The sequence below is a fragment of the Pseudomonas sp. ZT5P21 genome, assembly GCF_054897785.1.
Genome location: NZ_CM142705.1, coordinates 2,355,781 through 2,382,203, shown reverse-complemented (window position 1 = coordinate 2,382,203; position 26,423 = coordinate 2,355,781). Strand labels below are relative to the sequence as shown.

Sequence of the window (26,423 nt, the reverse complement as noted above, 5' to 3'; positions counted from 1 at the left end):
GGCGTTTTCTCGGGTCGGTCAGTTGGATTGACCACCAGTCGTCGGCCATCCCTCAAAACGATTCAAACTTTTATCAGCCCATCGATCTCAAACGCCGTCGCGAAATGCTCCGGAATCTTGCTGATCTGTCATCGAATACCCCGGGCAAAAAATCTCGAACTCGCGGATGCCCGTCGCATCCAATGTGTAGGCCAACGGAGGTACTCGACATGAACAATGATGACCGTGACAACGCACTCGAATCCCGGGCAACGTCAAACGCTCCACCTGAAGATTCGTCGGGCAAACCGGTGAATGTGGTCGAGCGGGATTTACAGGACAAAGACGATGAGGCCGAAGGTGTCGATCAATCCATCACACCCTCTTCCACCCGAACCAAAGAGCAGGATGCCGACGAGCTCGACCGGAAAATCGACGAGATAGAACGTAAGGTCGCCGACGGTCATTAGCCACCGGCGTGAAGTGATTTTCAGCGGATGAGAAGCGGGAGGTCAGTGTCAGACCTCCCGCTTTTTCACACCCCTTTATGAAGTCCCCAGACCTTGTGACAGATCGGCTGACGTCGCCGATCCGGTCCGCTGCTCCCCACCCGGCGTGCCGGGCAAATCCGAATGATCCGTGGTTTTCGTCACGGTATCGCGCACCGCCTCAAACCCCTCCCGAGCCTGTTGCTTTACCTTGCCAGTCAAGTCCGCACTGGTTTTGCCTAGGTAGCGTTGCTCGGTTGCCGTCGAAGGAAACGCAGCGCCGATCATGGCACCTAACGCGATCCCCGCAGCGGCGACCATCAGCGGTTGCTCCTTGAGCAAATGATTGAACTGGTTGCTCATCACTTGCGTACTGCGCAGCAAACGGTCGCCGGCGTCATGCACGGCATGGCTGATGTTTTCAGTCGCCGCCCCGAGGTTATCGCCCAGGTGCGCAGCCTTGCCCTTGACGCTCTGGTAGCCCTCCTTGAGGGTATCCGCGGTCTGGTGCAAATGCTCACGCGCGCCACCGACGCTATCGGCCAGCCCGTCGACCCACTCTCCGACCGTGTCTTGATCCGGACCGGTCCGGTAGCCTGGACGGGCCACTGGCGGGCGATTCTGGCTCATCATCAACCACAGCAATCCGACCGATGTCAGCACTGCCGGAACCGGATTGTTACGTACGCTGGTGCCCAGGTTGGTCAGAAAAGTAGTGCCGTTGCTTTGCATCAGACCCAACGCCTGATCGAACATCTGACCGGGAGTGAACTTGCTTTCCAGGGCATCGACAATGTTGCCGATACTCGCCCGCTGCGCATCGATTTCACGCTCGATGGTTTCGGGGCTTTTTCCCGTTTCGGTGACAAATTCATTGTTCATGAGACTTTCCTCCGCAGCGCTTCCTGGTCTTTATTCAAGGCGTCCAACGTGCGTTCAGGCTTGAAGTGGGATGGCTCGAACTGTTTTTTTCCGGACTGCAGCATGGCGAACCCGACGATCATCACCAGCACGCCGACAATCAGCGCTGCCAGCCAGGGCTCCATCACCATGCTCAAGCCGTAGACCGCGGACATCAACAGAATGATGAACCCCGCCAACAACACAATCGCCCCCCCCGCGACCCCGGCGATGCCGGCCTTGAGTGTCGTGAGGCTGGTCTGCAGCTCGGCTTTGGCCAACGCCAGCTCCTTGCTGAGCAACTCAGGCACTTCGCGCGACAGTTGACGTAACAGGCTGACGAGCGAAGCGTCATGTTCAGGCGCGGGGATCGGTCTTGCGCCCGGTAAATCCCTATCTTCTCTGTTCATCACAGTGCTCCTTTGAAGGTGCTCGAACCCGGTGTCGAGGTGGTAACGAAGTCTGATGAATGGTCAGGTTCACTCGGCGACGCTGGCGTGATGCCGCTGGCCAGATCCGGTCCTTGATCGGTGCGAGGCGGCACTGAAGTTTCGTAAGGTGAGTGAGCACCAAACCCGCCCGACGGCGGCATGGAATGCCCTTCGGCCGGGTCACGGGAGCCAGAGACCGTCGATGCCGCCGGGCCGCTGCCGGCTTTCAGAAACCGCGAAAGGCCAAAGCCCAGGGCGATGCTGCCGGCAATGAACAGGGCCGGATTGTTGCGCGCCAGTTCCGCGCCATCGTGCAGCAGCTGTTCGGCGCTTTTCCCGCGCAGGTTACCGGCCAGACCGCTCATGGAATCCGCCATGTCGGCAAGGTAGTCGGACATGCCGAGGGTGTCCTTGCTTTCCAGCTCGGAGACGACGGATTTCGCACCCCTGGCCAGTGCTTCGATCTGATCGGCCGCGGTGTCGCGATATTGCCCGAACTGCGCATCCGCTTGCTGTCGCGCGCCACCGAGCGCTTCTGTCACGTCCTCCTTCAAGTGTTGAAAATCGTGCTCCGGTTTTCCGGAATTCGGCTGACTCCCGGTCATGTTGTCTGAAGTATTCATGTCGTCCCTCGCCTTCTGGATGAAAAAAAAACGTGATCGGGTGCGCCACGAATGACCCGTAGCATTCCCTTAGTTCAGATGACGAAGGGGCGTGACGGGGAGTTCCACTGGAATGATGAGTGATGCGTTTTGGCCGCTTGAGCGGAGGTGTACCAACGAGTACTTGTGGGAGCGGGCTTGCTCGCGAAGGCGTCGTGTCAGTCGACATCAATGCTGAATGCCAGTCCGCCTTCGCGAGCAAGTCGGATCGCCGCACCGCCGCTCCCACAGTCGGCTGCTGATTTTCCAGGCCAATCCTGAGAGACTGGCGGCTCTGCGAAAAGGAGAGCGGACCGATGATCACTTGTTATTTGAAGTATGTGCTCGACCCCTACCAGCTCGAAGCGTTCGAACACTATGGAAAACTGTGGATCCCCCTCGTGGAGAAATTCGGCGGCCAGCATCACGGCTATTTCCTGCCCTCCGAGGGCGCGAACAATATCGCCATGGCGATGTTCAGCTTTCCAAGCCTTGCCGACTACGAGCGCTATCGACAGGACTCCATGAACGACCCGGAGTGCATCGCGGCCTTCAAATACGCCGAAGAAACCAAATGCATCATCAGCTATGAGCGGTCTTTTTTCAGGCCGGTGTTCGGAGCCAAGGCGTAGCGGTCATCAGGACAGGAGACACGGCGTGCCCTTTCTCAACACCATCCCCCGCCTCTGTAGGAGCGAGCTTGCTCGCGATGAACGCAAGGACGACGCGTTGATTCGGGATGCCCGCGTTATCGTTAACGTCCATCGCGAGCGAGCTCGCTCCTACAAGTGCCTGGCGTTTTTCATGAGCGTGTTCATGAGTGTCGCGGCCGATGCCGAGCCCCGGCCCGAGCACATGGTCTATCTGCGCACGATCGATCCGACCATCGAACAAGAGATTCGCTACGCCAACGCCCATAATTTCACCGGCCACCCACTCGACGGTTATGCCGCCGCCGAGTGCCTGTTGTCGCTGGATGCCGCCAAAGCCCTCGCCCGAGTGCAAGCGTCATTGCGCACGCAAGGCTACGGCTTGAAGGTGTTTGACTGTTACCGGCCGAGTCGCGCGGTGGCCGATATGGGCCGTTTCGCCACCGAGCACGGCGACCCCCGCAAGTCCGAGTTCTACCCGCGCGTGGACAAGCAGGATTTCTGGCGCCTGGGGTATGTGGCGCGGGTGTCGAATCACTCCAGGGGCTCGACCGTGGACCTGACACTGACTGGCCCGCAAGCGCTGCCCGCCGCCACTTGGGGGCCTTCGGCCGCGCAGGTCGATTGCACGGCGCCCTATGCTCAGCGCTGGCATGACGGCGCGCTCGACATGGGCACCGGGTTCGATTGTTTTGATGAGCGGGCGCATACCGCCAACCCGACCATCAATGCGACCGCGAAAGACAATCGTCAGCGGCTAAGCAATGCGATGGAAAAAGAAGGATTTTCCGGTTATTCGAAGGAATGGTGGCACTTCACTTACACTGGCGCCGGGGCGCCGAACGAGGTCATGGATTTTCCGATCACGCCGCTCGGCGCCAGCGAAGCCCTCGGGAGTAGCCATCAGCTGATTGTAGTCATCAGCAAACATTGGGATGACATTCAGGGCACCGCCCAACGCTATGAACGGGACGGGAAAACCTTCCGAAAACTGGGTAGTGCGTTTGCGGTAGTGGTCGGCAAAAACGGCATGGCCTGGGGCAAGGGTTTAAGTAGCGTTGAGCCAGGCGACGGTCCGGTGAAACGTGAAGGTGATGGAAAAGCGCCGGCCGGGGTTTTCAAACTCGGAACGGCATTCGGCTACGACAATACGTCTGAGACAAAACTGCCTTACCTCGCCCTGACACCGACCATCGAATGCGTCGACGACAGCCACTCCGCTCGCTACAACGAACTGGTCGACAACTCGAAGATTTCAAAGGACTGGAACAGCGCCGAACGCATGCGCAGCGAGGAAGGCTATCGCAAAGGCATCGTCATCGAGCACAACACCCCGGCGTCCCCCGCCTTGGGCTCTTGCATTTTTTTCCACATCTGGCGTAGCCCAACCTCACCGACAGCGGGCTGCACGGCCATGGATCAGGCGGACATTTCCCGTTTGTTCGACTGGCTCGATCCACGCCAGTCGCCGCTGCTGGTGCAGATGCCCGAGGCGCAGTACGAGCAATTACGTGAACGCTGGCACCTGCCGCAACGGTAATCCATCAACCCTGCTTCAAATCCAGGCAGTAGGTGTAGTAACCCGTGTCACGCACATAGCCCAAGGATTCATACAAGCGTTGTGCGCCGTGATTGTCCGTGGCCGTTTCCAGCACCATGCCTTTGGCGCCGGTCAGCAACGCGAAGGATCGCGCGGTGTTCATCAGATGTGTGCCGACTCCGTGGCCCCGGGCAGCAGGTGCGGTGAAAAGGTCGCCAAGCAGCCAGGTGCGGTGCGCATCAATTGAGGAAAAAGTTGGAAACAACTGGACAAAACCCAGCGCTGCGCCCGTGGCGTCCTGGGCAAAGAAGATCACGGATTCATCCCGAGCGAGGCGTTCGGCGATGAAGTCGCGTGATTGCGTCAGGTTTGAGGGCTGGCCATAGAAACCTCGATAGGCGTCGAACAGGCTGGCAATGTTGTCGAGATGGGTGGCGTCGGCGCGATGGACCTGGACATCCATGAGAGGGGTCTCCGTGAGGCAGCAGTGGTATGTCGGGCAATGTCGATAAACGGCGTGACGATCAGGCTGCAGACCGTCAGGTAACGCTCATGATCGTTTTCGCCGGTGCCGAACCGAAGGACTTCGGGCTTCGACGTGGTGACGTAAAGCGTACCGAACATCCAGTCCCACAGCGACAGGTTGATGCCAAAGTTGCGGTTGAAATGTTGCGGTGCATCGCTGTGATGAATCTGGTGCTGGGCCGGGCTGTTCAGCACGTGTTCGAACACAGGCCCGAACGAAAACCAGACATGGCTGTGACGCAGGTTGGCTGCCAGCGCATTGAGGATGAACACCAGATAGGTCACGCCAAACAGGGTATAACGGCTAATCTCGCCGCCACAGGCATACCAGAAGACGCCGGCATAGGCGCCGATGCCGATAATCGTCGACAGCTTGTCGACAATCTTCTCCACGAAATGAACCCGGCTGGCGGTCGCCGGCACCAGCACAGGTGCCGAATGATGGACTTTGTGAAATGCCCAAAGCCATCGGGAATGGAAGGCGCGGTGCGCCCAGTAGCTCATAAAGTCTCTCACCAGAAAAACGCCGAGGCCGTAGAGCAAGGACAATGACAGGTTCTGCTCCACTTGCACCCGCGCGCCCCACAGGTTGGTGAAAAAGGCGATGTAGTCTCCGGAACGCAGGACGAGCGGGTCCACCAGTCCGACAATGGGCAACACCAGCGCGACTTTGAGGACCGCCCGCACAAAGTAGTAGCGATAATCGAGCAACGCCGAACGATGGAAATACACGCGACGCCCGCCGATGAACGCTCCAAACGACCGCGCGTCGGTGAGACCTCGGTGTTTCCTGAACCGGAACAGGGCGTAGGCGATGCTGTACGACGTGCACAGAAACAGTAATCCCATGCGCCCATTCAGATCGAAAAGGCCTAGAAACTGCTGGGTAACGGGCTCGATCACCCAATCGGTCAGACCGTTATAGAGCAGCGCAAGAGCATCCACGTCAAGCTCGCCTCCATCAAAGCAAGATCATTAAAAATCCCACTTTAACCGAGAACGGTTCTTAACTGTAGCTCCAGCTCCGGCCTCTGGGCATAAGCCCCTTTCACTTCAGCGTTAAAAGGTGATGTCCGCCGTGGACATCACGTCAATTCGCGCCACCGAACCGGTCAAATGCGCCAGGTCCTTATTGTGCTCGGCGATGATGTCTTCGGCAGCGAGGTTTCCGTTGTCGACGGTGGAGTGAGCGTCAGCCGCAAGCACCACGTCGTACCCCAGTTGCAGCGCCTGACGCACGGTGGCATTGACGCAATAGTCGGTTTGCAGCCCGCAGATGATCAGGCGTTCGAAATCCTGCACCGGCAACAGTTTTTGCAGGTTGGTCTGGTAGAACGAATCCGGTGTGGTTTTGCGTACACGCCAATCCTGGGGTGAGGTTTCCAGCCCTTCGGCCAGTTGCCAGCCTTTGGTGTCATGGGCAAAGGGACCGCCCGATTCTTCGTGCTGGATCAGCACCACCGGAACCCCGGCCTTTCGGGCCCGGGCGCTAAGCCCGTTGATGCGTTCAATGACTCGTGCAATCTCGAAGCACTCGTACTCGCCAGTGCACAGAGCGCGCTGAACGTCGATGATTAACAGTGCGGTGGTCATGGTTCCTTCCTTGATATGTCGGTGAGTCAGGGGGCAGAAAGTACGTCCGTCCCCGTCCAAAAACAACGCTCAATAACCAAGCGACAACCCGGTGTTGCGACGCGGATCGTTCGCGCCGTAGAAGCGGTTCTTGCCCACCGGCTTCCCTTCCAGCGACGGCGCGCCGACCAGAATCGCGGCGATATGGTTGGCATCCTGCGGCCCGGCGAACTTATGCCCCCAGCTTTCGAGCAGTTTTACCGTGTCCGGACTGGTGGTGAAGGTTTCCAGGTTGGTCTCTTCCGGCAACCACTGCTGGTGGAAACGCGGCGCATCCACCGCTTCCTGGATGTTCATCCCGTAGTCGATCACGTTGAGGATGGTCAGCAAGGTCGCGGTGATGATGCGACTCCCACCCGGCGTGCCGACCACCATCACCACTTTGCCGTCCTTGGTGACGATGGTCGGGCTCATGGACGACAGCGGCGCCTTGCCCGGTGCGATGGCGTTGGCTTCCCCCTGTACCAGGCCGTACATGTTCGGCACACCGATTTTCGAGGTGAAGTCGTCCATTTCGTCGTTGAGAATGACCCCGGTTTTGCTGGCCATGACGCCGGCGCCAAACCAGTCGTTCAAGGTGTAGGTCACCGAGACCGCGTTGCCCCATTTATCGACGATGGAGTAGTGGGTGGTGTTGCTGCCTTCGTGAGGAGCTACACCGGGTTTAAGCTCGCTCGACACCGCAGCCTTTTGCGGGTTGATGGCTTCGCGGATTTTCGTCGCGTAGTTTTTATCCAGCAGATGGGCGATCGGGTTCTTCACGAAGTCCGGGTCGCCGAGGTAGCTGTTGCGGTCCACATACGCGTGGCGCATGGCTTCGATCTGGTAGTGCATGCCCTGCGCCGAGTGGTAGCCCAGGTCCTTCATCGGGTAGCCGTCGAGGATGTTCATGATCTCGCAGATCACCACACCGCCGGAGCTTGGCGGTGGCGCCGAGACCACGTGGTAACCGCGATAGTCACACTCGATTGGCGCCAGTTCGCGGGTCTTGTATTTGTCGAGGTCGGCCTGGGTGATGATGCCCTTGTTGGCCTGGCTGGAGGTGACGATCGCGTCGGCCACCCAGCCTTTATAGAAACCGTCGGCACCCTTCTCGGAAATTTCCCGCAGGGTCTTACCCAGGTCTTTTTGAACGAGTCTCTGCCCGACCTGCATCGGCTCGCCGTTGCTCAGGAAGATCGAGCCGGAATCCTTTATGTCTTTTTTGAAGACATCGGTGGCGTATTCAAGCAATTCGACATCGCCCTGCTCCAGGGTAAAACCGTCTTCGGCAAGTTTGATCGCCGGGGCGATCACTTCCTTGCGCGGCTTGGTGCCGTACTTGCTCAGCGCCAGTTCCATGCCAGACACCGTGCCCGGCACGCCGACCGCGAGGTGGCCACGGGTGCTGAGGTCCGGGACGACGTTGCCCTCCTTGTCGAGGTACATGTCGGCTGTTGCGGCCAGGGGGGCTTTTTCGCGGAAGTCGAGGAAGGTCTTGCGTCCGTCCGCCAGTTGAATGGTCATGAAACCGCCGCCGCCCAGATTACCCGCCGCGGGATACACCACCGCCAGCGCATACCCGACCGCAACGGCGGCATCGACGGCGTTGCCACCGTTCTTGAGTACATCCACGCCCACATGGCTGGCCAGATGCTGGGCGGTGACCACCATGCCGTTTTCGGCGGCGACAGGCGCGAGGGAGGCTGCATGAGCCATGAGGCAGCTGAACGCCAAGGAGGTCGCGATGAGCGATTGGGCAAAAGGTTCGAACTTCATGAGTCGGTCTCTTTTTGTTTTTAGGGTCGGTAAAAAACAGAGAAAACGTTTCAAGAGCAGTACGCAGTATGGCTGGGATTGCGTATTGCGCCTCCCCGATGAGGCAGTATGCTTGCCCCCTGCTCACCTGTTTTCGGAGTTCGCCGGCATGATTTTCACCTTCACCACCATGGCCTCCCCGGTCGGCGAATTGAAGCTGGTCGCGAACGGCTCAAGACTGGCGGCCATCCTCTGGGAAAACGACAAACCGAACCGTGTGCGCCTTGGTCCAATGAGCGAAGCCCCGGACAACCCGATCCTTGTTCACGCCCGACAGCAACTGACGGAATACTTTGCCGGCACGCGAAATCGATTCGACCTGGAGCTGGATTTCGTCGGGACGGATTTTCAGAAGAAGGTGTGGCAGGCACTCTTGACCATTCCGTTCGGCGAGACGCGCAGCTACAGCCAGATCGCCGAGCAGATCGGCAACCCTAGCGCGGTTCGCGCGGTGGGCGCGGCGAATGGCAAGAACCCGATCTCGATCGTTGCGCCGTGTCATCGGGTGATTGGCGCTTCAGGAAAGCTCACCGGCTTTGCCGGCGGGCTTGAAGCGAAGGAATTGTTGCTCGCGCTCGAAGGTGGACGAGGTAAAACCGGACGTCTCGAAGGCTTTTGACCTTGCTTTTTGTGTAGGAGCGAGCTTGCTCGCGATGGTGCTCAACGATAACGCGGGCTGTCCGGCTGACCGCGTTGTTCAGACGTTCTTCGCGAGCGTGCTCGCTCCTACAGAGGATCGCGTGATCAGGCGAATATGTTTTTCATCGCCGCGTACTGCAACAGCATGATGGTCTTCGCATCGCAGATTTCGCCGCGATAAAACGCCTCGAGCGCCTGATCGAACGACCACTCCAGCACTTCCAGTTCCTCGGTCTCTGCCTCCAGACCGCCACCCTCGCCCACTTTCGAGGTCGCATCGTATTCAGCGATGAAGAAGTGCAGTTTTTCAGTCACCGAGCCGGGGCTCATGTAGGCCTCGAATACCTTCTGCACATGGTGCACGCGATAACCGGTTTCCTCTTCTGCTTCATCGCGTATGCGCTCTTCCGGGGCGGCACCTTCGAGCAATCCCGCCGCCACTTCGATCAGCAAACCGTCGTGCCCGTTGACGAACACCGGCAATCGGAATTGCCGGGTCAATACGACGGTTTTCTTTTCTCGGTTGAAGAGCAGAATCGCCGCGCCATTGCCACGGTCATAGACCTCGCGGGTCTGGCGTTGCCATTCGCCGTTGTTGCGCTGGTAATCAAAGGAGATTTTCTTCAGCAGGTACCAGTCGTGGGACAACACCTGAGACTCGATGATGTTGACCCGCTCGGCTGTGTTGGGCATGACAAGGCGTCCTTAATCGTCAGAAGACGCCCATCTTAGACGAAAAGACCTTTCACGGGAGTTGAGCCTTGTATTCCTTCTCATATTGCGCGGCGAGCGTTTCTTTCTGCTTGTCGTCGAGTAACTTGCCGGCCATCTGGAAGAACTTCTGCTCTTCCTCTTTCAAGTGATGATGGACCTTCTCGGAAAGTTTCTTCGCGGTCGCCAGCCAGGCCGGGCTGGACATCTCGGTCTCGTCGAGCTCCTCCATCATTTCGTCCATCTCGTGGTGTTCGGCAATCGCATGACGGCTGAGGTCAACGCCGTTGTCGAATTCCATCAACGGGATATAGAAATGCCGCTCTTCAGCGGTTTCGTGCGCCTGGAGTTCGGACTTGAGCTGTTTGTACGCCTCGACGCGCTCCGGGGTGTCGCCGCTGGTCTTGATCAAGGCATCGGCGTAGGTGCGTTGGCGGTCGTGGCTTTCGCGCAGGGCTTCAAAAATGTTCACGGAGTGTCCTCATTGGCCGCGTTCTGGGATGACGCTGTAAAGGCTAGACATCTGCGCCTGAACGACGGTTCCACTTGAGAACTGGAACAACGACCACTCGCCGCGATAGGCTTGGCGATCTTGCTTCCTCATAGCCATAAGGATTTAGCTGATGACATTGCGAATCGAACGCTCGCAAAACCCCACGGATGCAGAAGAGCAGGCAATCCTTCTGCCGTTACGCGCCTACAACGCCTCAAAGGCCGGTGTCTCGGTGTCGGAACCGCTTGCTTTGTTGGTACGCGATGACAATGACAAAATCCTCGGCGGACTGTATGGCCGGTTTTTTTATCAATGGCTGTACATCGAATTGCTGTCCGTGCCTGAAGAGGCCCGGGGACAGGGCATGGGAACGAAGCTGATGCAGATGGCCGAAGACCTGGCACGGGAGAAGGAATGCGTGGGGATCTGGCTGGACACCTTCGACTTTCAGGCGCCGGAGTTTTACAAGAAGCTGGGCTATAGCGAGTTGGGTCAGATCGTTGACTACCCGCCGGGGCACAAGCGTTTCTTCTTCCAGAAGCGCCTGATCAACAACGCATGACCCCCTGTAGGAGCGAGCTTGCTCGCGAAGAAATCGCAGGCGGCGCAGTCTTCCAGTCATCGCTCACCATCATTCACGATCTTCGCGAGCAAGCTCGCTCCTACAAAGGTATTGCGTCGCCTATACGATCACAGGCAGGTAGCCAGCGCCGCCAACCGGCGTTTGGCGGCAAAGTCGTCTTGCTGCGCGTAATAACTCAATGCCGTACCCGACGCATCCGCGGTGACGTCCACGAAGGATTCCGCCGAGCGCGTGTAGACCGTCGAACCGCCCTTCTTGCCCGGTTGCAGATATGCGCCCGCATCAACGCCGAACACCGCCTCGTCCTGCCAGGCAAACTGCACGCACTGGGCGACGACTTTTTCCGGTTTGTCCGACGTCAGGGTTTTGTACGGGGTTCCGGTACGGGCATCGTTCATTACCGAACCCGCACATCCCGCCAGCAACGTTGCGGCCAGCGCCACCATCAGAATTCGCATTGCATGTGCTCATCAAGAAAAAAGCGGACTGTATCATCGTAGGCCGGCGTATCGTTCTGCTTTACTTCATTTATACCGCGACACCGCGCAACGATTCGCGCACCCTGTCGCGCGAAACGCTGCATCCGCCTCTATTTCCGGGCCCATTTTTTCTGGAACGTTCATGACACCTAATGCCGAGTTTTACAAACCGACTGCTGAATATGCCGACAAGCTGATCAGCCAGATCGGTCAGACACCGTCCTGGATTGCCAAGCGAATCGGCGTCACCGACAAGCGGATTCGCTACATCCTCGACGGCGAACGCACCGTCAAGGGCGAAACCACGCCCATCCAGATGACCTACCCCGAGCAGTTTGCCCTCGAATGCCTGGCCGCCGCAGCCAAGGCCAAGAAACAATCTTCGTAACCATTCTCAAGGAGCGACCATGGCGGCAACCGAACAGCAACACGAGCAGGCGCTGCAGAAGTTTCTCGATGAGCGCCCCGAACTGCGTCACGAACTCGACAACCTCAACCCGCTGCTGGCCCAGGCCAAGGGTGAAACCGCAGCACAGTTTCGCGACGAACGCTTGCATGAAGCGTTCGAAGCCGAGGCCGAGCGCCTGGAGTTGTTCGCCTGGGAGCTGACCCTGCAACTGACCGCCGCAACGCCTGAGGACTACGAGGCGCAACGCCTGGAAGTGCACAGAGAGGTGGCCGAAATGGCGGGGATGGACTGGCTGGAATATTGCGAGTTATATGGGTTGAATCCGTAACCGTCGCCGCTCAAGGATCCCGTCACCGATGCTGCCTTCGTCCTCCACTGCCCGCGCGAGTCCGGGCCATTTGCATACCCGGAAATGGCGCGGGCGCATCGGTATGTTGCTGGTGGCCGCCCTCTCGGTGCTCGCCGGCATGACCGACGCCATCGGCTTCATGGCCAGCGGCGACTTCGTCTCATTCATGAGCGGCAACACCACCCGCCTGGCCGTGGCGATCAGCGACGGCGACATGGGCCTGACCCTGCGTCTGCTGCTGCTCGTGGCGACGTTCATCATCGGTAACGCCCTGGGCATTGTCGTCAGCCGCGTCGGCGGGCGTCGCGCGCTGCCCTTGCTGTTGTGCATCGCCATGCTGTTGTGTGCGGCCGCGGCGTGGCCTTATGACGAACAATTGCCGGCGCTGCTGGCCGCCATCATTGCCATGGGCATGCTCAATGCCGCCGTCGAAGAAGTGAATGGCCTGCCGGTGGGCCTGACCTATGTCACGGGCGCCTTGTCGCGCTTCGGCCGCGGATTGGGACGCTGGATACTCGGCGAGCGGCGCAATGGCTGGCGGGTTCAGTTGATTCCCTGGACCGGGATGTTTGCCGGCGCGGTGCTGGGTGCCGTGCTGGAACAGCATCTTGGGCTCAAGGCGCTGTTTGTCAGCGGGTTGCTGGCGGGGGCGCTGGGGGTGCTGTCGCTGAAGATTCCGCGGCGCTGGCAGTTGGGGTATATGCCGCGCTGAATTTTGCATCGGCTGTTCGGGCCTCTTCGCGAGCAAGCCCGCTCCCACATTCGACCGAGTACTATCTGAAGAATACCGTTAAATGTGGGAGCGGGCTTGCTCGCGAAGGCAGCGACTCGGTTTCAAGGAAAACCCCCTTCGCCGCACCACCAATAAAGCTTTATCATGCCCACAGTTTCGCTGATCGAGTCCGTCATGAAGTTCGCCATCGCGCTGTTTTCCGCCGCTCATGCGCCCTCCTCGCGCCGCGCCTTGCTCTTCGCCCAGGCCGCGCTGGCCGGCGGGCATGAAATTGTCCGGCTGTTTTTCTATCAGGATGGCGTTTACAACGCTTCCGGCAGCGTGGTCACGCCCCAGGATGAACAGGACTTGCCCAAGCAATGGCGGGCCTTTGTCACCCAGCACCAACTGGACGGCGTGGTCTGCATCGCCGCCGCCCTGCGCCGTGGTGTGTTGAACGAAGAAGAGGCCCAGCGTTATCAGCGCGAAGCGGTCGCCGTTGGCGCGCCGTGGGAATTGTCCGGCCTCGGGCAACTGCATGATGCGGTGCAGGATGCCGACCGCCTGATCTGTTTCGGAGGCGCATAAAATGCCGAAATCCCTGCTGATTATCAGCCGTCAGGCGCCGTGGTCCGGGCCGAATGCGCGAGAAGCGCTGGACATCGTGCTGGCCGGCGGCGCGTTCGACCTGCCCATCGGCCTGCTGTTTCTCGATGACGGGGTGTTCCAGCTCGCCGCGAAACAGAACGCCAAGGCCCTGCAACAGAAAGACCTCAGCGCCAACCTGCAAGCGTTACCGATGTTCGGCGTCGAAGACCTGTTCGTCTGTGGCGACAGCGCCGCTGAACGCGGTCTGGACCCGACCGGTTTAGCGCTCGAAGAAACCCAGGTGCTGGCCGCCCATGAAATCACCGCCCTCATTGACCGTTACGACCAGGTGATCACCCTCTGATGTCGACTTTGCATGTGTTGTCTCATTCCCCGTTCGGCGACGATCGCCTGAGCAGTTGCCTGCGCGTGATCGGCGCGAACGATGCGCTGCTGCTGACCGGCGACGCGGTGTACGCGTTGCAGCCGGGCACCGCGCCTTCCGACGCGCTGGACGCCCGCAACCCGACACTATTCGTGCTGGCCGAAGACGCCCAGGCTCGTGCTCTGGAGATTCCTGACGCCGCCAGGGCCATCGATTATCCCGCCTTCGTCGAGCTATCGATTCACTATGACAAGGTCAACAGTTGGCTATGAATTCCCTGACCGTCGGCACCCGCGCCATCGAGCTGGACAAGGATGGATTCCTGGTTGAACTGAGCGACTGGTCCGCCGAAGTCGCCAGCGCCCTCGCCGCCGCCGAAAGCATCGAACTGAGCCCTGAGCACTGGGAAATCCTCGAATTGCTGCGCAGTTTCTATGCCGAATTCGAGCTATCCCCGGCCACGCGACCGCTGATCAAGTACACCGCGCTGAAGCTCGGCCCGACAAAAGGCAACAGCCTGCACCTGAACCGACTGTTCAAAGGCACCCCTGCCAAACTCGCCGCAAAACTGGCGGGCCTGCCCAAACCGACGAATTGCTTATGACCGACTACCCCGCGCTGAACCTCGAAACGCCCGCCGAACACCCGTTCGCCCCGTTCGTGCGCATTCTCGGCAAAGGCAAGCGCGGCGCCCGGGACCTGACCCGGGAAGAAGCTCGCGAAGCCATGGGCATGGTGCTTGACGACAAGGTCGAGGAGACCCAGCTCGGTGCGTTCCTGATGCTGTTGCGGCACAAGGAAGAAAGCGCCGAAGAGATGGCCGGGTTCACTGAAGCTTTACGTGAACGCTTGCAGGCACCGGCGTTGAATGTCGATCTTGATTGGCCGACCTATGCCGGCAAGAAGCGTCATCTGCCGTGGTATCTGCTGGCGGCCAAATGCCTGGCGCAGAATGGCCTGCGAATTTTCATGCACGGCGGCGGCGCGCACACCGCCGGGCGGCTGTACAGCGAGCAACTGCTGGATGAATTGAACATCCCGTTGTGCCGCAACTGGCAGCAGGTCGGATCGGCCCTTGATAACGGCGGCCTGGCATTCATGCCGCTGGTGGATTGGGCGCCGCAACTTCAACGCATGATCGACCTGCGCAACACCCTCGGCCTGCGCTCGCCGATCCATTCCCTGGCACGAATTCTCAATCCCTTGAACGCACGCTGCGGGCTGCAGAGTATTTTCCACCCTGGCTACCAGGCCGTGCACCGTGATGCCAGCGGCTTGCTCGGCGACACGGCGATTGTGGTCAAGGGCGATGGCGGCGAGATCGAGATCAACCCGGACGCCGACAGTCACTTGTACGGCACCACCGGCGGCGAAAGCTGGGATGAAGAATGGCCGCAATTGTCAGCGCAGCGCCACGTCAAACCCGCCTCGCTCGATCCCGAACATTTGAAAGCCGTTTGGCGTGGCGACGTGGACGACAGTTATCCGCAAATGGCGTTGATTTCAACCATGGCCTTGGCCTTGCGCGGCCTTGGCAAAACGCGCGAGCAAGCCTTTGAAACCGCCCAGCACTATTGGGACGCTCGAGACAGATCGATTTAACCGATCATAAGCGCCCAACCTTTGCGCTATTTAATCGAACCTATCCGAATAGACTTCTCTCCAACGCTTATCGGTTGAGGAGTCTTGAACATGGGTTTGTTAGTGGAAGGGCGCTGGCATGACCAGTGGTACGAAAGCAGCAAGGACGGCGCGTTCCAGCGTGAGCAGGCACAACGTCGCAACTGGCTGACCTCAGACGGCAAGCCGGGTCCAACCGGTGTTGGTGGCTTTGCGGCGGAACCAGGTCGCTATCACCTCTACGTTTCACTCGCCTGTCCATGGGCGCACCGCACGCTGATCCTGCGCAAACTCAAAGGCCTCGAAAGCCTGATCGACGTGTCGGTGGTCAGTTGGCTGATGCTGGAAAACGGCTGGACCTTCGACCAGTCGCTCGGCTCGACGGGCGACAAGCTCGGTCACTTCGACTTCATGCACCAGCGTTACACCGCCGATGCCGCCGACTACACTGGCCGCGTCACCGTGCCGGTGCTCTGGGACAAGCAACAGAATCGCATCGTCAACAATGAATCGGCGGAGATCATCCGCATGTTCAATGGCGCGTTCGATGACTTGACCGGCAATGACCTGGACTTCTATCCGGCGCCACTGCGAAGCGAGATCGATGCGCTGAACGAACGGATTTATCCGGCGGTGAACAACGGTGTGTATCGTGCCGGGTTTGCGACTTCGCAAAAGGCTTATGAAGAGGCGTTCGACGATGTTTTTGCCGAACTGGATCGGCTGGAGTTATTACTCGGCGCCAACCGCTACCTGACCGGCGAATACCTCACGGAAGCGGACATTCGGCTGTTCACTACGCTGATTCGCTTTGATGCGGTTTATCACGGCCACTTCAAGTGCAACCTGCGGCGGATCGCCGATTATCCGAATCTGTCGAACTGGCTGCGGGAGATTTATCAGTGGCCGGGCATTGCCGAGACGGTGGATTTTGAGCACATCAAGAAGCACTACTATGGCAGCCACAAGACCATTAACCCGACCGGGATGGTGCCGAAAGGGCCGGCGCAGGACTTCACGGCAACCCATGATCGGGCGCGGTTGAGTGGGAAAGGGGTTTGGCGTAAAGCCTGAAACCACACTCGCCATCCATTGTGGCGAGGGAGCTTGCTCCCGCGGGGCTGCGCAGCAGCCCTAAACTCCCCACCAGGCTCTTTCTGATAGACCACAAAATCAGAATTGGGGTCGCTTCGCGACCCAGCGGGAGCAAGCTCCCTCGCCACAGGTCAGACTTGCCCCTGCGCCCCTTCAAACCACGCCAGTTTTTCGCGCAGTTGCACCACTTCCCCAACAATCACCAGCGTCGGCGCATGCACTTCATGCTCCGCCACCAACCGTGGAAGATCGGCCAAGGTGCCGGTAAACACCCGCTGATTGACCGTGGTGCCCTGCTGGATCAACGCCGCTGGGGTATCCGCCCCGCGACCATGCTTGATCAACTGCTCGCAAATGATCGGCAAGCCCACCAGCCCCATGTAAAACACCAGGGTTTGCGCGGGTGCGACCAGATCGGCCCAAGGCAAATCGGTAGAACCGTCCTTCAAGTGGCCAGTGACAAATCGCACCGACTGCGCGTAATCGCGGTGCGTCAGCGGAATCCCGGCATACGCCGCGCAACCGCTGGCCGCCGTGATCCCCGGCACGACCTGGAACGGAATGCCATGGGCCGCCAGCTCTTCGATCTCTTCACCGCCACGGCCGAAAATAAACGGATCACCGCCCTTCAACCGCACCACGCGTTTGCCCTGTTTGGCCAGATCCACCAATTGCTGGTTGATCTGATCCTGCGGCACGGCGTGATCGGCGCGACGCTTGCCGACGTACACTCGTTCGGCATCGCGACGGCACAAATCCAGAATCGCCGGTGCCACCAGACGGTCGTACAACACCACATCGGCTTGCTGCATCAGGCGCAAGGCGCGGAAGGTCAGCAAATCCGGATCACCCGGTCCCGCGCCCACCAGATACACCTCGCCAGTGGCCTTCGGCGCCTCGCCAGCGATTTTCGCCAGCAGCAGACGCTCGGCTTCACCGCCCTGCCCGGCCAGTTGCCGGTCGGCAATCGGGCCCTGAAAAACCTCTTCCCAGAACGCCCGACGTTGCTGTACATCCGGAAACAGACCTTTGACCTGGTTGCGAAAACGCGCCGCCAGCCCGGCCAGTTGACCGTAGGTGGAAGGAATCCAGGTTTCGATTTTCGCGCGAATCAGACGCGCCAGCACCGGAGCATCGCCGCCGCTGGACACGGCGATGATCAGCGGCGATCGGTCGACGATGGCCGGGAAAATCACGCTGCACAGCGCAGGCGCATCCACCACGTTGACCGGCACGCAAAGCCGATGGGCGTCGGCGGACACCTGCGCGTTCAGCGGTTCGTCGTCGGTGGCGGCAATGACCAGCCCGCAACCGTCCAGATCCGTTTCAACATAACCACGCAATAGACACTCGCCAGTGCTGCCGGCCACCAGTTCACGCAGTTGCGGTTCGATTTCAGGCGCGACCACCCGCAGCAGCGCACCGGCTTCGGCCAGCAGGCGGGATTTGCGCAAGGCAATTTCCCCTCCACCGACGACCAACACACGACTGCCGCGCAGGTTGTGAAACAGCGGCAGATAGTCCATTTAGCCGATGACCTCAAGGCCACCCATGTACGGTTTCAACACTTCAGGCACACGGATCGAACCGTCGGCCTGCTGGTAGTTTTCCAGCACGGCGACCAAGGTGCGACCGACCGCCAGACCGGAGCCGTTGAGGGTGTGAACCAGTTCAGGCTTGCCGGTTTCCGGGTTGCGGAAACGCGCCTGCATGCGACGGGCCTGGAAGTCGCCGCAGTTGGAGCACGACGAAATCTCGCGGTACTTGTCCTGGCTCGGAATCCACACTTCCAGGTCGTAAGTCTTGACCGCGCTGAAGCCCATGTCGCCGGTGCACAGCGCAATAGTGCGATAAGGCAGCTCAAGCAATTGCAGGACTTTCTCGGCGTTGGCCGTCAGGCCTTCCAACGCTTCCATCGAGGTCGACGGCTCAACAATCTGGACCATTTCAACCTTGTCGAACTGGTGCTGACGGATCATGCCACGGGTATCACGACCCGACGCGCCCGCTTCACTGCGGAAGCACGGCGTGTGAGCGACGAACTTGATCGGCAGCAGTTTCGAATCGACGATCTCGCCGGCAACGATGTTGGTCAGCGACACTTCAGCAGTCGGGATCAGGTACAGATCGGCCTCGCCTTCGCGAGCGATCTTGAACAGGTCTTCTTCGAATTTCGGCAACTGACCGGTGCCTTGCAGCGCCGGTGCCTGGACCAGATAAGGCGTGTAAGCCTCTTCGTAACCGTGCTCGGTGACGTGCAGGTTGATCATGAACTGCGCGAGGGCGCGGTGCAGACGGGCGATCGGGCCGCGCAACAGGGCGAAACGGGCGCCGGACAGCTTGGCGGCGGTTTCGAAATCCAGCCAGCCGAACTTCTCGCCCAGGGCAACGTGGTCCTGAACCGGGAAATCAAAAGCAGTCGGGTTACCCCAACGGCGCACTTCGACGTTGCCGTCTTCGTCATCACCGATTGGCACGGATTCGTGCGGCAGGTTCGGAATGCCGAGCAGGATCGAATCCAGATCGGTCTGGATCCCGTCCAGCTCGACTTTACCCTCGCTCAATTCGTTGGCCATGCGCTCGACGTCGGCCATCAACGGCGCGATGTCTTCGCCGCGCTGCTTGGCCTGACCGATGGATTTGGAGCGAGCATTACGTTCAGCCTGCAGTGCTTCGGTGCGGGTCTGGACGGTCTTGCGCTGTTCTTCCAGCGCTTCGATGCGCGCAACATCCAGCGTGTAGCCACGGGATGCCAGGCGGTCCGCTACGTCCTGAAGGTTGCTACGTAACAGTTTGGAATCGAGCATGTCGGTCTCTCGTTATCAAAGTTTGGTCAAGGACAGGCCAGCCCAGGTGGCGAGCAGCCCGCCGAATACGCTGAGCGCAGCATAGCCCAAGGCCAGCGGCACCTGCCCGCTTTCGAGCAGGCGCAAGGTATCCAGTGAAAAGGATGAAAAAGTCGTCAGCCCCCCGAGGAAGCCAACCATCAACCCGGCACGCACCTCGATCGGTACTTCCGGGCGTATCAAAAACAGACCGTACAGAACGCCGATCAGCAAACAGCCCACGATATTAACGGCGAGCGTCGCGGTATAGAAGTGCCGCGGCCAATTAGCGTTGATCCAATTTCCGGTGGCGAAGCGCAACAAGGTGCCGGCAATCCCGCCGACGGAAACCGCAACGATCAATGGAAGCACTATTTTCTCCGCTGCCGAGGACTGAGGCGATCCAGTTGTGCGAGGTGATTGAGCTTCTCGCCGATCTTCAATTCCAGGCCGCGAGGCACCGGCTGATAGAACGGCTGCGGTTCAAGCTCTTCGGGAAAGTAGTCTTCGCCGGCAGCGTAGGCGTCCGGTTCATCGTGGGCATAACGGTATTCGTCGCCATAACCGAGTTGCTTCATCAGTTTGGTCGGCGCATTGCGCAAGTGCAGCGGCACTTCCAGCGAACCGTGTTCGGTGGCGCTGCGCATCGCCGCTTTGAAACCCATGTACACCGCGTTGCTTTTCGGCGCGCAAGCCAAATAAGTGATGGCCTGGGCCACCGCCAACTCGCCTTCCGGGCTGCCGAGACGCTCCTGCACTTCCCACGCTGCCAGGCACAGGCTCAGCGCGCGCGGATCGGCGTTGCCAATGTCCTCGCTGGCCATGCGCACCACGCGGCGGGCCAGGTACAGCGGATCGCAGCCGCCATCGATCATCCGCGCGAACCAGTACAACGCGCCATCGGGATTGGAGCCGCGCACCGATTTATGCAGCGCGGAAATCTGGTCATAGAACGCTTCGCCGCCTTTGTCGAAACGCCGGCGGGTGTCGCCGAGCAGACTTTGCAAAAGGTCGATGCCGATCTCGCTGTTGTCTTCGGCGAGGTCCGAGGCGTTTTCCAGCAGGTTGAGCAAGCGCCGGCCATCGCCGTCAGCGGCTGACAACAGCATTTGGAAACCTTCATCGCTGAGGGTCAGTTGCCGTTTGCCCAGGCCACGTTCTTCGGTCAGGGCCCGGTGCACCAATTTGCGCAGTGCCGCTTCGTCGAGGCTTTTGAGTACATAGACGCGGGCTCGGGAGAGCAAGGCGTTATTGAGTTCGAACGAGGGGTTTTCGGTGGTCGCGCCGATGAAAATCAGCGTGCCGTCTTCAACGTACGGCAGAAATGCATCCTGCTGCGACTTGTTGAAACGATGAACTTCATCGACGAACAGGATGGTGCGCTTGCCGTACTGACCGGCCTGTTGCTTGGCGATTTCCACCGCCTGACGGATTTCCTTCACGCCCGCCAACACTGCAGAGACCGTTTCAAAGTGCGCATCCGAGACTTCCGCCAGCAACCGCGCCAGGGTGGTTTTGCCCACGCCCGGCGGGCCCCAGAAAATCATCGAGTGCAGGGCACCCTGCTCGAGCGCTTCGCGCAAAGGCTTGCCGCGAGCGAGCAGGTGTTCCTGACCGACGTACTCGTCCAGATTGGCCGCGCGCAAACGGGCGGCCAAAGGCTGAGCAATCGGGGCACTGCGAAACAGGTCCATCACTACTTATGAAACCTCACTGTGACCATCACGGCCCCTGTAGGAGCGAGCTTGCTCGCGATGGTCGTCAACGATAACGCGGCAAACCTGATACCCCGCGGCGTGCTCAGGTTTTTCGCGAGCAAGCTCGCTCCTACAAGGGTTCTGCTGTTTACTCCTGGATCACATCGGCGCCCTTCGGGATGTCGAACTTGAATTTGGACGCCGGAATCGGTTCGTTGGCCTTCACGCCGGTAAACAGGATGTTGGTGCGCTGACCGACGCTGTCGATCAGTTGCATGTCATTGACCAGGCCATTGCGGAACGACAGACGCAGGCTGTCGAACAAGGTGTCTTTGGATTTCGGCTTCAAGGTGAAGTCGATCACGCCACCGGCTTCCTTGGCGCTGATATCGAAGCTCTGGCTGATCTTGGACACGTCACCGGACAGCAGTAACGCCGGGGTCTGGCTCAGACGCAGGTCGAGCGTCTTGATGGTGGCCTGTTCCAGGTCAGGGTCCCACAGTGTCACTTTCTTGCCGTCGGAGACCACGACTTGCTCGGCCGGCGCATCGGTGTGCCAGTAGAACAGGCCAGGACGCTGTAAAGACATTTGACCGGCGGTTTCCTGCAACTGAGTGCCGCTGCCGTCGAGGGTCAGCTGCGAGAAGCGTGCGGTCAGGGTCTGGGATTTTTCCAGCAGTTGGGTCAGACGCGCCACGTCCTTGTCATCGGCGTGGGCCGAGAGCGTGGTCAAAGCCAGTACCGGCAGCAACAGCATGCGGATAAGACGCATGGGAGTCCTCATAACATTCGTGGGAGTTGGGGCAGCGTTCTCGCCACCCTTTCAAGCAAATCAGTCGCGTACCGGGCCAGGTGCCAGGACTTCACGCGAACCGTTAGTATTCATGGACGTCACGACCCCGGCCATTTCCATGGCTTCGATCATGCGTGCGGCGCGGTTGTAGCCGATTTTCAGCTTGCGCTGAACCGCGGAGATGGATGCACGACGGCTTTCCAGTACGAACTGCACCGCTTCGTCGTAAAGCGCATCGGTTTCGGCATCGTCGTCCCCGCCACCGCCGCCATTCTCAAAGCCGCTGCCGGCCTCTTCGACACCGGCCAGGATGTCGTCGTTGTATTCCGGCGCACCGCGCAGTTTCCAGGCTTCAACCACCCGGTGAACCTCGTCATCGGACACGAACGCACCGTGAACGCGGATCGGCAGACTGGTGCCCGGCGGCATGTACAGCATGTCACCGTGGCCCAGCAGTTGCTCGGCACCGCCCTGGTCGATGATGGTCCGGGAGTCAATCTTGCTCGACACCTGGAACGCCATGCGCGTCGGGATGTTTGCCTTGATCAGACCAGTAATCACGTCAACCGACGGACGCTGGGTCGCGAGGATCAAGTGGATACCGGCGGCACGGGCCTTCTGGGCGATACGGGCGATCAGTTCCTCAACCTTCTTGCCGACGATCATCATCATGTCGGCAAATTCGTCGACGACCACGACGATGGTCGGCAGCTTGGTCAGCAGCGGCGCTTCGTCGTGAATGCTTTCGCGCTTGTACAGCGGATCGGTCAGCGGCGTGCCGGCATCCTGGGCTTCCTTGACCTTGGCGTTGAAGCCGGACAGGTTGCGTACACCCATCTTCGCCATCAGTTTGTAGCGACGCTCCATCTCCGCCACGCTCCAGCGCAGCGCGTTGGCCGCATCCTTCATGTCGGTCACGACCGGGCAGAGCAAGTGCGGAATGCCTTCGTAGATCGACAGCTCAAGCATTTTCGGGTCGATCATGATCAGCTTGGCGTCTTCCGGGCCGGACTTGAACAGGATCGACAGGATCATCGCGTTCACACCTACCGACTTACCGGAACCGGTCGTACCGGCCACCAGCAAGTGCGGCATTTTGGCGAGGTCGGTGATGACCGGCTTGCCGCCGATGTCGTGGCCCAAGGCCAAAGTGACCGGGGATTTGAAGTTGTCATACTCAGGGGTCGACAGCACTTCGGAAAAGCGCACGATCTGGCGGTCTTCGTTAGGAATCTCGATACCGACGGTGGTCTTGCCCGGAATCACTTCCACCACCCGCACACTGGTCACGGCGAGGGAACGCGCCAGGTCCTTCGCCAGGTTGGAGATGCGGCTGACTTTGACCCCGGCGGCAGGCTGGATTTCGTAGCGGGTAATCACCGGCCCCGGATGAATCGAATCCACCGAAACTTCGACGCCAAACTCCTTGAGCTTGATTTCCAGCAGATGGCCGACGGCGGCCAGGGATTCAGGCGAGTAATTGAGTTGTTTCTTTTCTGCGGGATCGAGAATCGAGATCGGTGGCAAGGTGCCTTCGACGGCGCTGTCGACGAACAGCGGCGCCTGTTTCTCTTTTTCCACGCGTTGGCTCGGCGCGGCGGGTTTCGGTGGCGCGGGGGCAATCACCGGCGGCACCTGCTTCTCGCGGTCCGACATATGCTTGCTCAGCGCCTGCTCGCGCTCGATCAGGCGTTCCTTGACCTTTGCCTGCTCGCGTTTGTCGGTGACGGTCGGCGCCACCACGTCATGCACGCGATCGTCGACTTCACGCAACTGCGCAACCAGTTGCTTGCGCTCGACACGGGCGACCCACCAGCGATTGGCCGCGCCCTGGAACAGTTCGAACAGGTCAAGGGTGATCTTGCCGGTGACGTCCATCACCTTAAACCATGACAGGTCGGTGAACACCGTCAGGCCGAACAGGAACAGTGCGATGAACAGCAAGGTGCTGCCCTGGATGTTCAGCGCATTCCGGGCCAGGTCGCCAAGGCTTTCGCCCAACGCACCGCCTGCACCGGCCGGCAGACCGGTCGCCGCGTGGAAATGAATATGCGCGAGCGCCGCGCCCGACAGCACCAGAAACACCAGACCGATCAGGCGCCAGGAGAACAGCCAGCCGCTCCACTGCCACGGTTCGTGGCGTTGACGGAAGATCTGCCAGGCCTTGATCGCCAGCAACAGCGGGAAGATGTAGGCGAAGTAACCCAGCACCATGAACAGGATGTCGGCGCTGTAGGAGCCGACCGGTCCGCCGAAGTTTTGAACATCGTCGATCTTGCTGTTATGGCTCCAGCCCGGATCATCCTTGCCGTAGGTCAACAAGGCCATCATCAGGAACAGGCACAAGCCGCCGATGGCGATCAATGCACCTTCCTTGAGCCGGTAGTGCAGATGCTGGCGCCAGAGTGGAACGACGGCTGGTTTAGGTGCTGCGGTGGATTTCTTCAAAACGCTTCTTTTCCTGCGCCTATGGCGCGTCCATCTGTTGAATGACTATAAAAAACTGCCCAATCCAGGCAGGTAAAAAAGTTAACAGGCGCAACTGGGACTACTTTTAACACTGGACCCCGGTTTTTATAAACACGGTGCGCACTGCTTATTTTGTTACAAGCGGGCATTGTACGGGTTTGTTCGCCCGATGCCATGCTTGAAACCCTTGGATGCAGCATAGCCAACAGCCCGTTTCATACGATTCAATTTGAGCACGCATTCTCTTTTGTGACAAAGGCTTATGAGGTGTTTTTATGAGTGAATCCAAGCATTGTCGCCTGATCATTCTGGGTTCCGGCCCTGCCGGTTACAGCGCAGCGGTTTATGCCGCTCGCGCCAACCTCAAACCCGTGCTCGTTACCGGCATACAGGCAGGTGGCCAGCTCACCACCACCGTCGAAGTCGATAACTGGCCGGGAGACGTCGAAGGCCTGACCGGTCCGGTGCTGATGGAACGCATGCAAAAACACGCCGAGCGCTTTGACACTGAGATCGTTTACGACCACATCCATACTGCCAAGTTGCAACAGCGCCCGTTTGAACTTACCGGCGACAGCGGCACTTACACGTGCGATGCATTGATTATCGCCACCGGTGCTTCGGCGCAGTATTTGGGCCTGCCCTCGGAAGAGGCCTTTGCCGGCAGAGGGGTTTCGGCGTGCGCGACATGTGACGGGTTCTTCTATCGCAATCAGGTAGTCGCGGTGGTCGGTGGCGGCAATACGGCGGTTGAAGAAGCGTTGTATTTGTCCAACATTGCCAAGGAAGTTCACCTGATCCATCGTCGCGATAAGTTGCGCTCGGAAAAAATCCTTCAGGACAAACTCTTCGACAAGGCGGCCAACGGCAATATCCGCCTGCGCTGGAACCAGCAACTTGATGAAGTCCTGGGCGACGCCAGCGGCGTGACCGGAGCCCGCCTGCGCGACAGCCATACCGGTGAAACCAGTGAGCTGCCGCTGGCCGGCGTGTTCATCGCCATCGGTCACAAACCCAACACTGACCTGTTTATCGGCCAATTGAGCATGCGCGATGGCTATCTGAAGGTCAGAGGCGGCAGCGAAGGCGATGCCACAGCCACCGAGATCCCCGGCGTGTTCGCCGCCGGCGATGTGGCCGATCACGTTTATCGCCAGGCCGTCACCTCCGCCGGGGCCGGTTGCATGGCAGCACTGGACGCCGAGAAATACCTCGACGACATTCCGACCGTTTGACGGCAAACTTCACGGTGGGCTTACCGCCCACCACTGCCCTCCCCTTCTGTAAGCCCGGATGCCATGCTGACTTGGTTACAACGCAACACGCTAACGTTCCCGCCACTGGAAAAAGCCATGCGCGATCCCAATGGATTGCTGGCTGCGGGCGGCGATCTGTCCGCCGATCGTCTGATTCAGGCTTATCGCCACGGCTGCTTTCCGTGGTTCTCGGAAGGCCAGCCGATTCTCTGGTGGTCGCCGGATCCGCGCACCGTGCTGTTTCCCGACGAACTGCATGTCTCGCGCAGCCTGAACAAGCTTCTGCGCCAGCAACGCTATCAAGTGACCTTTGATCAGGATTTTCCCGCGGTCATTCGCGCGTGCGCTGCACCCCGGGATTACGCCGACGGGACCTGGATCACCGAAGCGATGCAGAACGCCTACCTCGCGCTGCACCAGCGTGGCTACGCGCATTCGGTTGAAGTGTGGGACCAGGGTGAACTGGTCGGGGGGCTTTATGGATTAGCGATGGGTCAGCTGTTTTTCGGCGAATCCATGTTCAGCCGCGCCGACAATGCCTCCAAATTTGGCTTTGCCACCCTGGTCAAACATCTGAAAGACTCGGGTTTCGTACTGATCGATTGCCAGATGCCCACCGACCATCTGCACAGCCTGGGCGCGCGGGCCATTCCTCGCCGCGAGTTTGCGCGCTACCTTGCGCAGTATCTGGATCAACCCAGCCGTGCCACCTGGGTTAGCTGAGCGACTTTGACTCG

General features: G+C 59.6%; 32 protein-coding genes. 16 read left to right on the top strand and 16 right to left on the bottom strand.

What is annotated here, in order from left to right:
• Positions 1-209: 209 nt before the first annotated feature.
• On the top strand, positions 210-449 hold the full coding sequence (locus ACYZT9_RS11100) for a hypothetical protein (RefSeq protein ID WP_462009821.1): 240 nt from the start codon (positions 210-212) through the stop codon (positions 447-449).
• Between the two features lie 75 nt (positions 450-524).
• Here the strand turns inward: ACYZT9_RS11100 and ACYZT9_RS11095 are convergent, their stop codons facing one another.
• From ACYZT9_RS11095 to ACYZT9_RS11085, 3 genes are read right to left on the bottom strand one after another with little or no spacing between them, the layout of a single operon-like run.
• Entirely contained in the window at positions 525-1,349 is an 825-nt protein-coding gene (locus tag ACYZT9_RS11095) for a DUF3618 domain-containing protein (protein ID WP_462009820.1), read from the bottom strand.
• Positions 1,346-1,777, bottom strand: a complete 432-nt coding sequence (locus ACYZT9_RS11090) for a phage holin family protein (protein ID WP_462009819.1) — start codon at positions 1,775-1,777, stop codon at positions 1,346-1,348. The genes ACYZT9_RS11095 and ACYZT9_RS11090 overlap by 4 nt, the downstream gene beginning before the upstream one ends.
• A complete protein-coding gene (locus tag ACYZT9_RS11085) occupies positions 1,777-2,421 on the bottom strand; it encodes a hypothetical protein (protein WP_462009818.1) in 645 nt (214 codons plus the stop codon). The genes ACYZT9_RS11090 and ACYZT9_RS11085 overlap by 1 nt, the downstream gene beginning before the upstream one ends.
• Before the next feature lie 335 nt (positions 2,422-2,756).
• On the opposite strand from ACYZT9_RS11085, the gene ACYZT9_RS11080 reads away from it, so the two are divergent.
• Together ACYZT9_RS11080 and ACYZT9_RS11075 are read left to right on the top strand one after the other, a co-directional pair.
• On the top strand, positions 2,757-3,071 hold the full coding sequence (locus ACYZT9_RS11080) for an NIPSNAP family protein (RefSeq protein ID WP_462009817.1): 315 nt from the start codon (positions 2,757-2,759) through the stop codon (positions 3,069-3,071).
• Positions 3,072-3,243: 172 nt separating this feature from the next.
• Positions 3,244-4,629: a M15 family metallopeptidase gene (locus tag ACYZT9_RS11075; protein ID WP_462010195.1), complete on the top strand. Its 1,386-nt coding sequence runs from the start codon at positions 3,244-3,246 to the stop codon at positions 4,627-4,629.
• A gap of 4 nt (positions 4,630-4,633) precedes the next feature.
• On the opposite strand, the gene ACYZT9_RS11070 is transcribed toward ACYZT9_RS11075, so the two are convergent.
• The 4 genes from ACYZT9_RS11070 to ggt all read right to left on the bottom strand — a co-directional run bounded on the left by ACYZT9_RS11070 (position 4,634) and on the right by ggt (position 8,544).
• Positions 4,634-5,092 carry a GNAT family N-acetyltransferase gene (locus ACYZT9_RS11070; RefSeq protein ID WP_462009816.1) on the bottom strand — a complete coding sequence of 153 codons (459 nt, stop codon included), beginning with the start codon at positions 5,090-5,092 and terminating at the stop codon, positions 4,634-4,636.
• The gene (locus ACYZT9_RS11065; RefSeq protein ID WP_462009815.1) at positions 4,993-6,099 is read right to left on the bottom strand and encodes a sterol desaturase family protein; all 1,107 of its coding nucleotides are present in this window, start codon (positions 6,097-6,099) and stop codon (positions 4,993-4,995) included. Before ACYZT9_RS11065 ends, ACYZT9_RS11070 begins: the two co-directional genes overlap by 100 nt.
• A gap of 114 nt (positions 6,100-6,213) precedes the next feature.
• Positions 6,214-6,747: a cysteine hydrolase family protein gene (locus tag ACYZT9_RS11060; RefSeq protein WP_462009814.1), complete on the bottom strand. Its 534-nt coding sequence runs from the start codon at positions 6,745-6,747 to the stop codon at positions 6,214-6,216.
• 69 nt (positions 6,748-6,816) lie between these two features.
• Positions 6,817-8,544: a gamma-glutamyltransferase gene (ggt, locus tag ACYZT9_RS11055; protein WP_462009813.1), complete on the bottom strand. Its 1,728-nt coding sequence runs from the start codon at positions 8,542-8,544 to the stop codon at positions 6,817-6,819.
• A gap of 148 nt (positions 8,545-8,692) precedes the next feature.
• Here ggt and ACYZT9_RS11050 point away from each other — a divergent pair, with 148 nt between their 5' ends.
• Positions 8,693-9,202 (top strand): methylated-DNA--[protein]-cysteine S-methyltransferase, encoded by a 510-nt coding sequence (locus tag ACYZT9_RS11050; RefSeq protein ID WP_462010194.1) that lies wholly within the window; start codon positions 8,693-8,695, stop codon positions 9,200-9,202.
• A 125-nt stretch (positions 9,203-9,327) separates the two neighbouring features.
• Here ACYZT9_RS11050 and ACYZT9_RS11045 read toward each other — a convergent pair whose 3' ends face one another.
• Positions 9,328-9,915 (bottom strand): NUDIX domain-containing protein, encoded by a 588-nt coding sequence (locus tag ACYZT9_RS11045; RefSeq protein WP_462009812.1) that lies wholly within the window; start codon positions 9,913-9,915, stop codon positions 9,328-9,330.
• 52 nt (positions 9,916-9,967) lie between these two features.
• Positions 9,968-10,405, bottom strand: coding sequence for a hemerythrin domain-containing protein (locus ACYZT9_RS11040; RefSeq protein ID WP_462009811.1), 438 nt, complete (start codon positions 10,403-10,405; stop codon positions 9,968-9,970).
• Between the two features lie 151 nt (positions 10,406-10,556).
• On the opposite strand from ACYZT9_RS11040, the gene ACYZT9_RS11035 reads away from it, so the two are divergent.
• Positions 10,557-10,988 carry a GNAT family N-acetyltransferase gene (locus ACYZT9_RS11035; RefSeq protein WP_462009810.1) on the top strand — a complete coding sequence of 144 codons (432 nt, stop codon included), beginning with the start codon at positions 10,557-10,559 and terminating at the stop codon, positions 10,986-10,988.
• 128 nt (positions 10,989-11,116) lie between these two features.
• On the opposite strand, the gene ACYZT9_RS11030 is transcribed toward ACYZT9_RS11035, so the two are convergent.
• Entirely contained in the window at positions 11,117-11,467 is a 351-nt protein-coding gene (locus ACYZT9_RS11030) for a hypothetical protein (RefSeq protein WP_462009809.1), read from the bottom strand.
• Positions 11,468-11,630: 163 nt separating this feature from the next.
• Here ACYZT9_RS11030 and ACYZT9_RS11025 point away from each other — a divergent pair, with 163 nt between their 5' ends.
• From ACYZT9_RS11025 to ACYZT9_RS10985, 9 genes are all read left to right on the top strand, one after another.
• Positions 11,631-11,876, top strand: coding sequence for a hypothetical protein (locus tag ACYZT9_RS11025; protein ID WP_054053620.1), 246 nt, complete (start codon positions 11,631-11,633; stop codon positions 11,874-11,876).
• A 19-nt stretch (positions 11,877-11,895) separates the two neighbouring features.
• Positions 11,896-12,225: a DUF6388 family protein gene (locus tag ACYZT9_RS11020; protein WP_462009808.1), complete on the top strand. Its 330-nt coding sequence runs from the start codon at positions 11,896-11,898 to the stop codon at positions 12,223-12,225.
• A gap of 28 nt (positions 12,226-12,253) precedes the next feature.
• On the top strand, positions 12,254-12,958 hold the full coding sequence (locus ACYZT9_RS11015) for a YoaK family protein (RefSeq protein ID WP_462009807.1): 705 nt from the start codon (positions 12,254-12,256) through the stop codon (positions 12,956-12,958).
• A 195-nt stretch (positions 12,959-13,153) separates the two neighbouring features.
• Positions 13,154-13,546: a sulfurtransferase complex subunit TusD gene (gene tusD, locus ACYZT9_RS11010; protein WP_462009806.1), complete on the top strand. Its 393-nt coding sequence runs from the start codon at positions 13,154-13,156 to the stop codon at positions 13,544-13,546.
• A gap of 1 nt (position 13,547) precedes the next feature.
• Positions 13,548-13,910 (top strand): sulfurtransferase complex subunit TusC, encoded by a 363-nt coding sequence (gene tusC, locus ACYZT9_RS11005; RefSeq protein ID WP_462009805.1) that lies wholly within the window; start codon positions 13,548-13,550, stop codon positions 13,908-13,910.
• Positions 13,910-14,203: a sulfurtransferase complex subunit TusB gene (gene tusB, locus ACYZT9_RS11000; protein WP_462009804.1), complete on the top strand. Its 294-nt coding sequence runs from the start codon at positions 13,910-13,912 to the stop codon at positions 14,201-14,203. The genes tusC and tusB overlap by 1 nt, the downstream gene beginning before the upstream one ends.
• The gene (locus tag ACYZT9_RS10995) at positions 14,200-14,535 is read left to right on the top strand and encodes a TusE/DsrC/DsvC family sulfur relay protein (protein WP_462009803.1); all 336 of its coding nucleotides are present in this window, start codon (positions 14,200-14,202) and stop codon (positions 14,533-14,535) included. Before tusB ends, ACYZT9_RS10995 begins: the two co-directional genes overlap by 4 nt.
• Positions 14,532-15,533, top strand: coding sequence for a glycosyl transferase family protein (locus ACYZT9_RS10990; RefSeq protein ID WP_462009802.1), 1,002 nt, complete (start codon positions 14,532-14,534; stop codon positions 15,531-15,533). The genes ACYZT9_RS10995 and ACYZT9_RS10990 overlap by 4 nt, the downstream gene beginning before the upstream one ends.
• 90 nt (positions 15,534-15,623) lie before the next feature.
• A complete protein-coding gene (locus ACYZT9_RS10985; protein ID WP_462009801.1) occupies positions 15,624-16,625 on the top strand; it encodes a glutathione S-transferase family protein in 1,002 nt (333 codons plus the stop codon).
• A 152-nt stretch (positions 16,626-16,777) separates the two neighbouring features.
• Here ACYZT9_RS10985 and cysG read toward each other — a convergent pair whose 3' ends face one another.
• The 6 genes from cysG to ACYZT9_RS10955 all read right to left on the bottom strand — a co-directional run bounded on the left by cysG (position 16,778) and on the right by ACYZT9_RS10955 (position 24,409).
• Positions 16,778-18,172, bottom strand: coding sequence for a siroheme synthase CysG (gene cysG / locus ACYZT9_RS10980; RefSeq protein ID WP_462009800.1), 1,395 nt, complete (start codon positions 18,170-18,172; stop codon positions 16,778-16,780).
• Positions 18,173-19,453, bottom strand: coding sequence for a serine--tRNA ligase (serS, locus tag ACYZT9_RS10975; protein WP_462009799.1), 1,281 nt, complete (start codon positions 19,451-19,453; stop codon positions 18,173-18,175).
• Between the two features lie 15 nt (positions 19,454-19,468).
• The gene (gene crcB / locus ACYZT9_RS10970) at positions 19,469-19,843 is read right to left on the bottom strand and encodes a fluoride efflux transporter CrcB (protein WP_462009798.1); all 375 of its coding nucleotides are present in this window, start codon (positions 19,841-19,843) and stop codon (positions 19,469-19,471) included.
• On the bottom strand, positions 19,843-21,165 hold the full coding sequence (locus ACYZT9_RS10965; RefSeq protein ID WP_010458909.1) for a replication-associated recombination protein A: 1,323 nt from the start codon (positions 21,163-21,165) through the stop codon (positions 19,843-19,845). The genes crcB and ACYZT9_RS10965 overlap by 1 nt, the downstream gene beginning before the upstream one ends.
• Before the next feature lie 151 nt (positions 21,166-21,316).
• Positions 21,317-21,940, bottom strand: a complete 624-nt coding sequence (gene lolA, locus ACYZT9_RS10960) for an outer membrane lipoprotein chaperone LolA (protein WP_462009797.1) — start codon at positions 21,938-21,940, stop codon at positions 21,317-21,319.
• A gap of 60 nt (positions 21,941-22,000) precedes the next feature.
• The gene (locus ACYZT9_RS10955; RefSeq protein WP_462009796.1) at positions 22,001-24,409 is read right to left on the bottom strand and encodes a DNA translocase FtsK; all 2,409 of its coding nucleotides are present in this window, start codon (positions 24,407-24,409) and stop codon (positions 22,001-22,003) included.
• A gap of 296 nt (positions 24,410-24,705) precedes the next feature.
• On the opposite strand from ACYZT9_RS10955, the gene trxB reads away from it, so the two are divergent.
• Together trxB and aat are read left to right on the top strand one after the other, a co-directional pair.
• On the top strand, positions 24,706-25,665 hold the full coding sequence (gene trxB / locus ACYZT9_RS10950; RefSeq protein ID WP_462009795.1) for a thioredoxin-disulfide reductase: 960 nt from the start codon (positions 24,706-24,708) through the stop codon (positions 25,663-25,665).
• A 63-nt stretch (positions 25,666-25,728) separates the two neighbouring features.
• Positions 25,729-26,409: a leucyl/phenylalanyl-tRNA--protein transferase gene (gene aat / locus ACYZT9_RS10945; RefSeq protein WP_462009794.1), complete on the top strand. Its 681-nt coding sequence runs from the start codon at positions 25,729-25,731 to the stop codon at positions 26,407-26,409.
• The last annotated feature ends 14 nt before the right edge of the window (positions 26,410-26,423 follow it).

Coding starts and splice junctions, on each gene's coding strand:
- aat (WP_462009794.1), top strand. CDS start 25,729: ATGCTGACTTGGTTACAACGCAACACGCTAACGTTCCCGCCACTGGAA.
- serS (WP_462009799.1), bottom strand. CDS start 19,453: ATGCTCGATTCCAAACTGTTACGTAGCAACCTTCAGGACGTAGCGGAC.
- ACYZT9_RS10985 (WP_462009801.1), top strand. CDS start 15,624: ATGGGTTTGTTAGTGGAAGGGCGCTGGCATGACCAGTGGTACGAAAGC.
- ACYZT9_RS11100 (WP_462009821.1), top strand. CDS start 210: ATGAACAATGATGACCGTGACAACGCACTCGAATCCCGGGCAACGTCA.
- ACYZT9_RS11050 (WP_462010194.1), top strand. CDS start 8,693: ATGATTTTCACCTTCACCACCATGGCCTCCCCGGTCGGCGAATTGAAG.
- ACYZT9_RS11080 (WP_462009817.1), top strand. CDS start 2,757: ATGATCACTTGTTATTTGAAGTATGTGCTCGACCCCTACCAGCTCGAA.
- ACYZT9_RS11015 (WP_462009807.1), top strand. CDS start 12,254: ATGCTGCCTTCGTCCTCCACTGCCCGCGCGAGTCCGGGCCATTTGCAT.
- tusB (WP_462009804.1), top strand. CDS start 13,910: ATGTCGACTTTGCATGTGTTGTCTCATTCCCCGTTCGGCGACGATCGC.
- lolA (WP_462009797.1), bottom strand. CDS start 21,940: ATGCGTCTTATCCGCATGCTGTTGCTGCCGGTACTGGCTTTGACCACG.
- ACYZT9_RS11025 (WP_054053620.1), top strand. CDS start 11,631: ATGACACCTAATGCCGAGTTTTACAAACCGACTGCTGAATATGCCGAC.
- cysG (WP_462009800.1), bottom strand. CDS start 18,172: ATGGACTATCTGCCGCTGTTTCACAACCTGCGCGGCAGTCGTGTGTTG.
- ACYZT9_RS11030 (WP_462009809.1), bottom strand. CDS start 11,467: ATGCGAATTCTGATGGTGGCGCTGGCCGCAACGTTGCTGGCGGGATGT.
- ACYZT9_RS11045 (WP_462009812.1), bottom strand. CDS start 9,915: ATGCCCAACACAGCCGAGCGGGTCAACATCATCGAGTCTCAGGTGTTG.
- ggt (WP_462009813.1), bottom strand. CDS start 8,544: ATGAAGTTCGAACCTTTTGCCCAATCGCTCATCGCGACCTCCTTGGCG.
- ACYZT9_RS10965 (WP_010458909.1), bottom strand. CDS start 21,165: ATGGACCTGTTTCGCAGTGCCCCGATTGCTCAGCCTTTGGCCGCCCGT.
- ACYZT9_RS11035 (WP_462009810.1), top strand. CDS start 10,557: ATGACATTGCGAATCGAACGCTCGCAAAACCCCACGGATGCAGAAGAG.
- tusC (WP_462009805.1), top strand. CDS start 13,548: ATGCCGAAATCCCTGCTGATTATCAGCCGTCAGGCGCCGTGGTCCGGG.
- ACYZT9_RS11090 (WP_462009819.1), bottom strand. CDS start 1,777: ATGAACAGAGAAGATAGGGATTTACCGGGCGCAAGACCGATCCCCGCG.
- ACYZT9_RS11020 (WP_462009808.1), top strand. CDS start 11,896: ATGGCGGCAACCGAACAGCAACACGAGCAGGCGCTGCAGAAGTTTCTC.
- tusD (WP_462009806.1), top strand. CDS start 13,154: ATGAAGTTCGCCATCGCGCTGTTTTCCGCCGCTCATGCGCCCTCCTCG.
- ACYZT9_RS10990 (WP_462009802.1), top strand. CDS start 14,532: ATGACCGACTACCCCGCGCTGAACCTCGAAACGCCCGCCGAACACCCG.
- ACYZT9_RS11095 (WP_462009820.1), bottom strand. CDS start 1,349: ATGAACAATGAATTTGTCACCGAAACGGGAAAAAGCCCCGAAACCATC.
- ACYZT9_RS10995 (WP_462009803.1), top strand. CDS start 14,200: ATGAATTCCCTGACCGTCGGCACCCGCGCCATCGAGCTGGACAAGGAT.
- ACYZT9_RS11070 (WP_462009816.1), bottom strand. CDS start 5,092: ATGGATGTCCAGGTCCATCGCGCCGACGCCACCCATCTCGACAACATT.
- ACYZT9_RS11060 (WP_462009814.1), bottom strand. CDS start 6,747: ATGACCACCGCACTGTTAATCATCGACGTTCAGCGCGCTCTGTGCACT.
- ACYZT9_RS11085 (WP_462009818.1), bottom strand. CDS start 2,421: ATGAATACTTCAGACAACATGACCGGGAGTCAGCCGAATTCCGGAAAA.
- ACYZT9_RS11075 (WP_462010195.1), top strand. CDS start 3,244: ATGAGCGTGTTCATGAGTGTCGCGGCCGATGCCGAGCCCCGGCCCGAG.
- trxB (WP_462009795.1), top strand. CDS start 24,706: ATGAGTGAATCCAAGCATTGTCGCCTGATCATTCTGGGTTCCGGCCCT.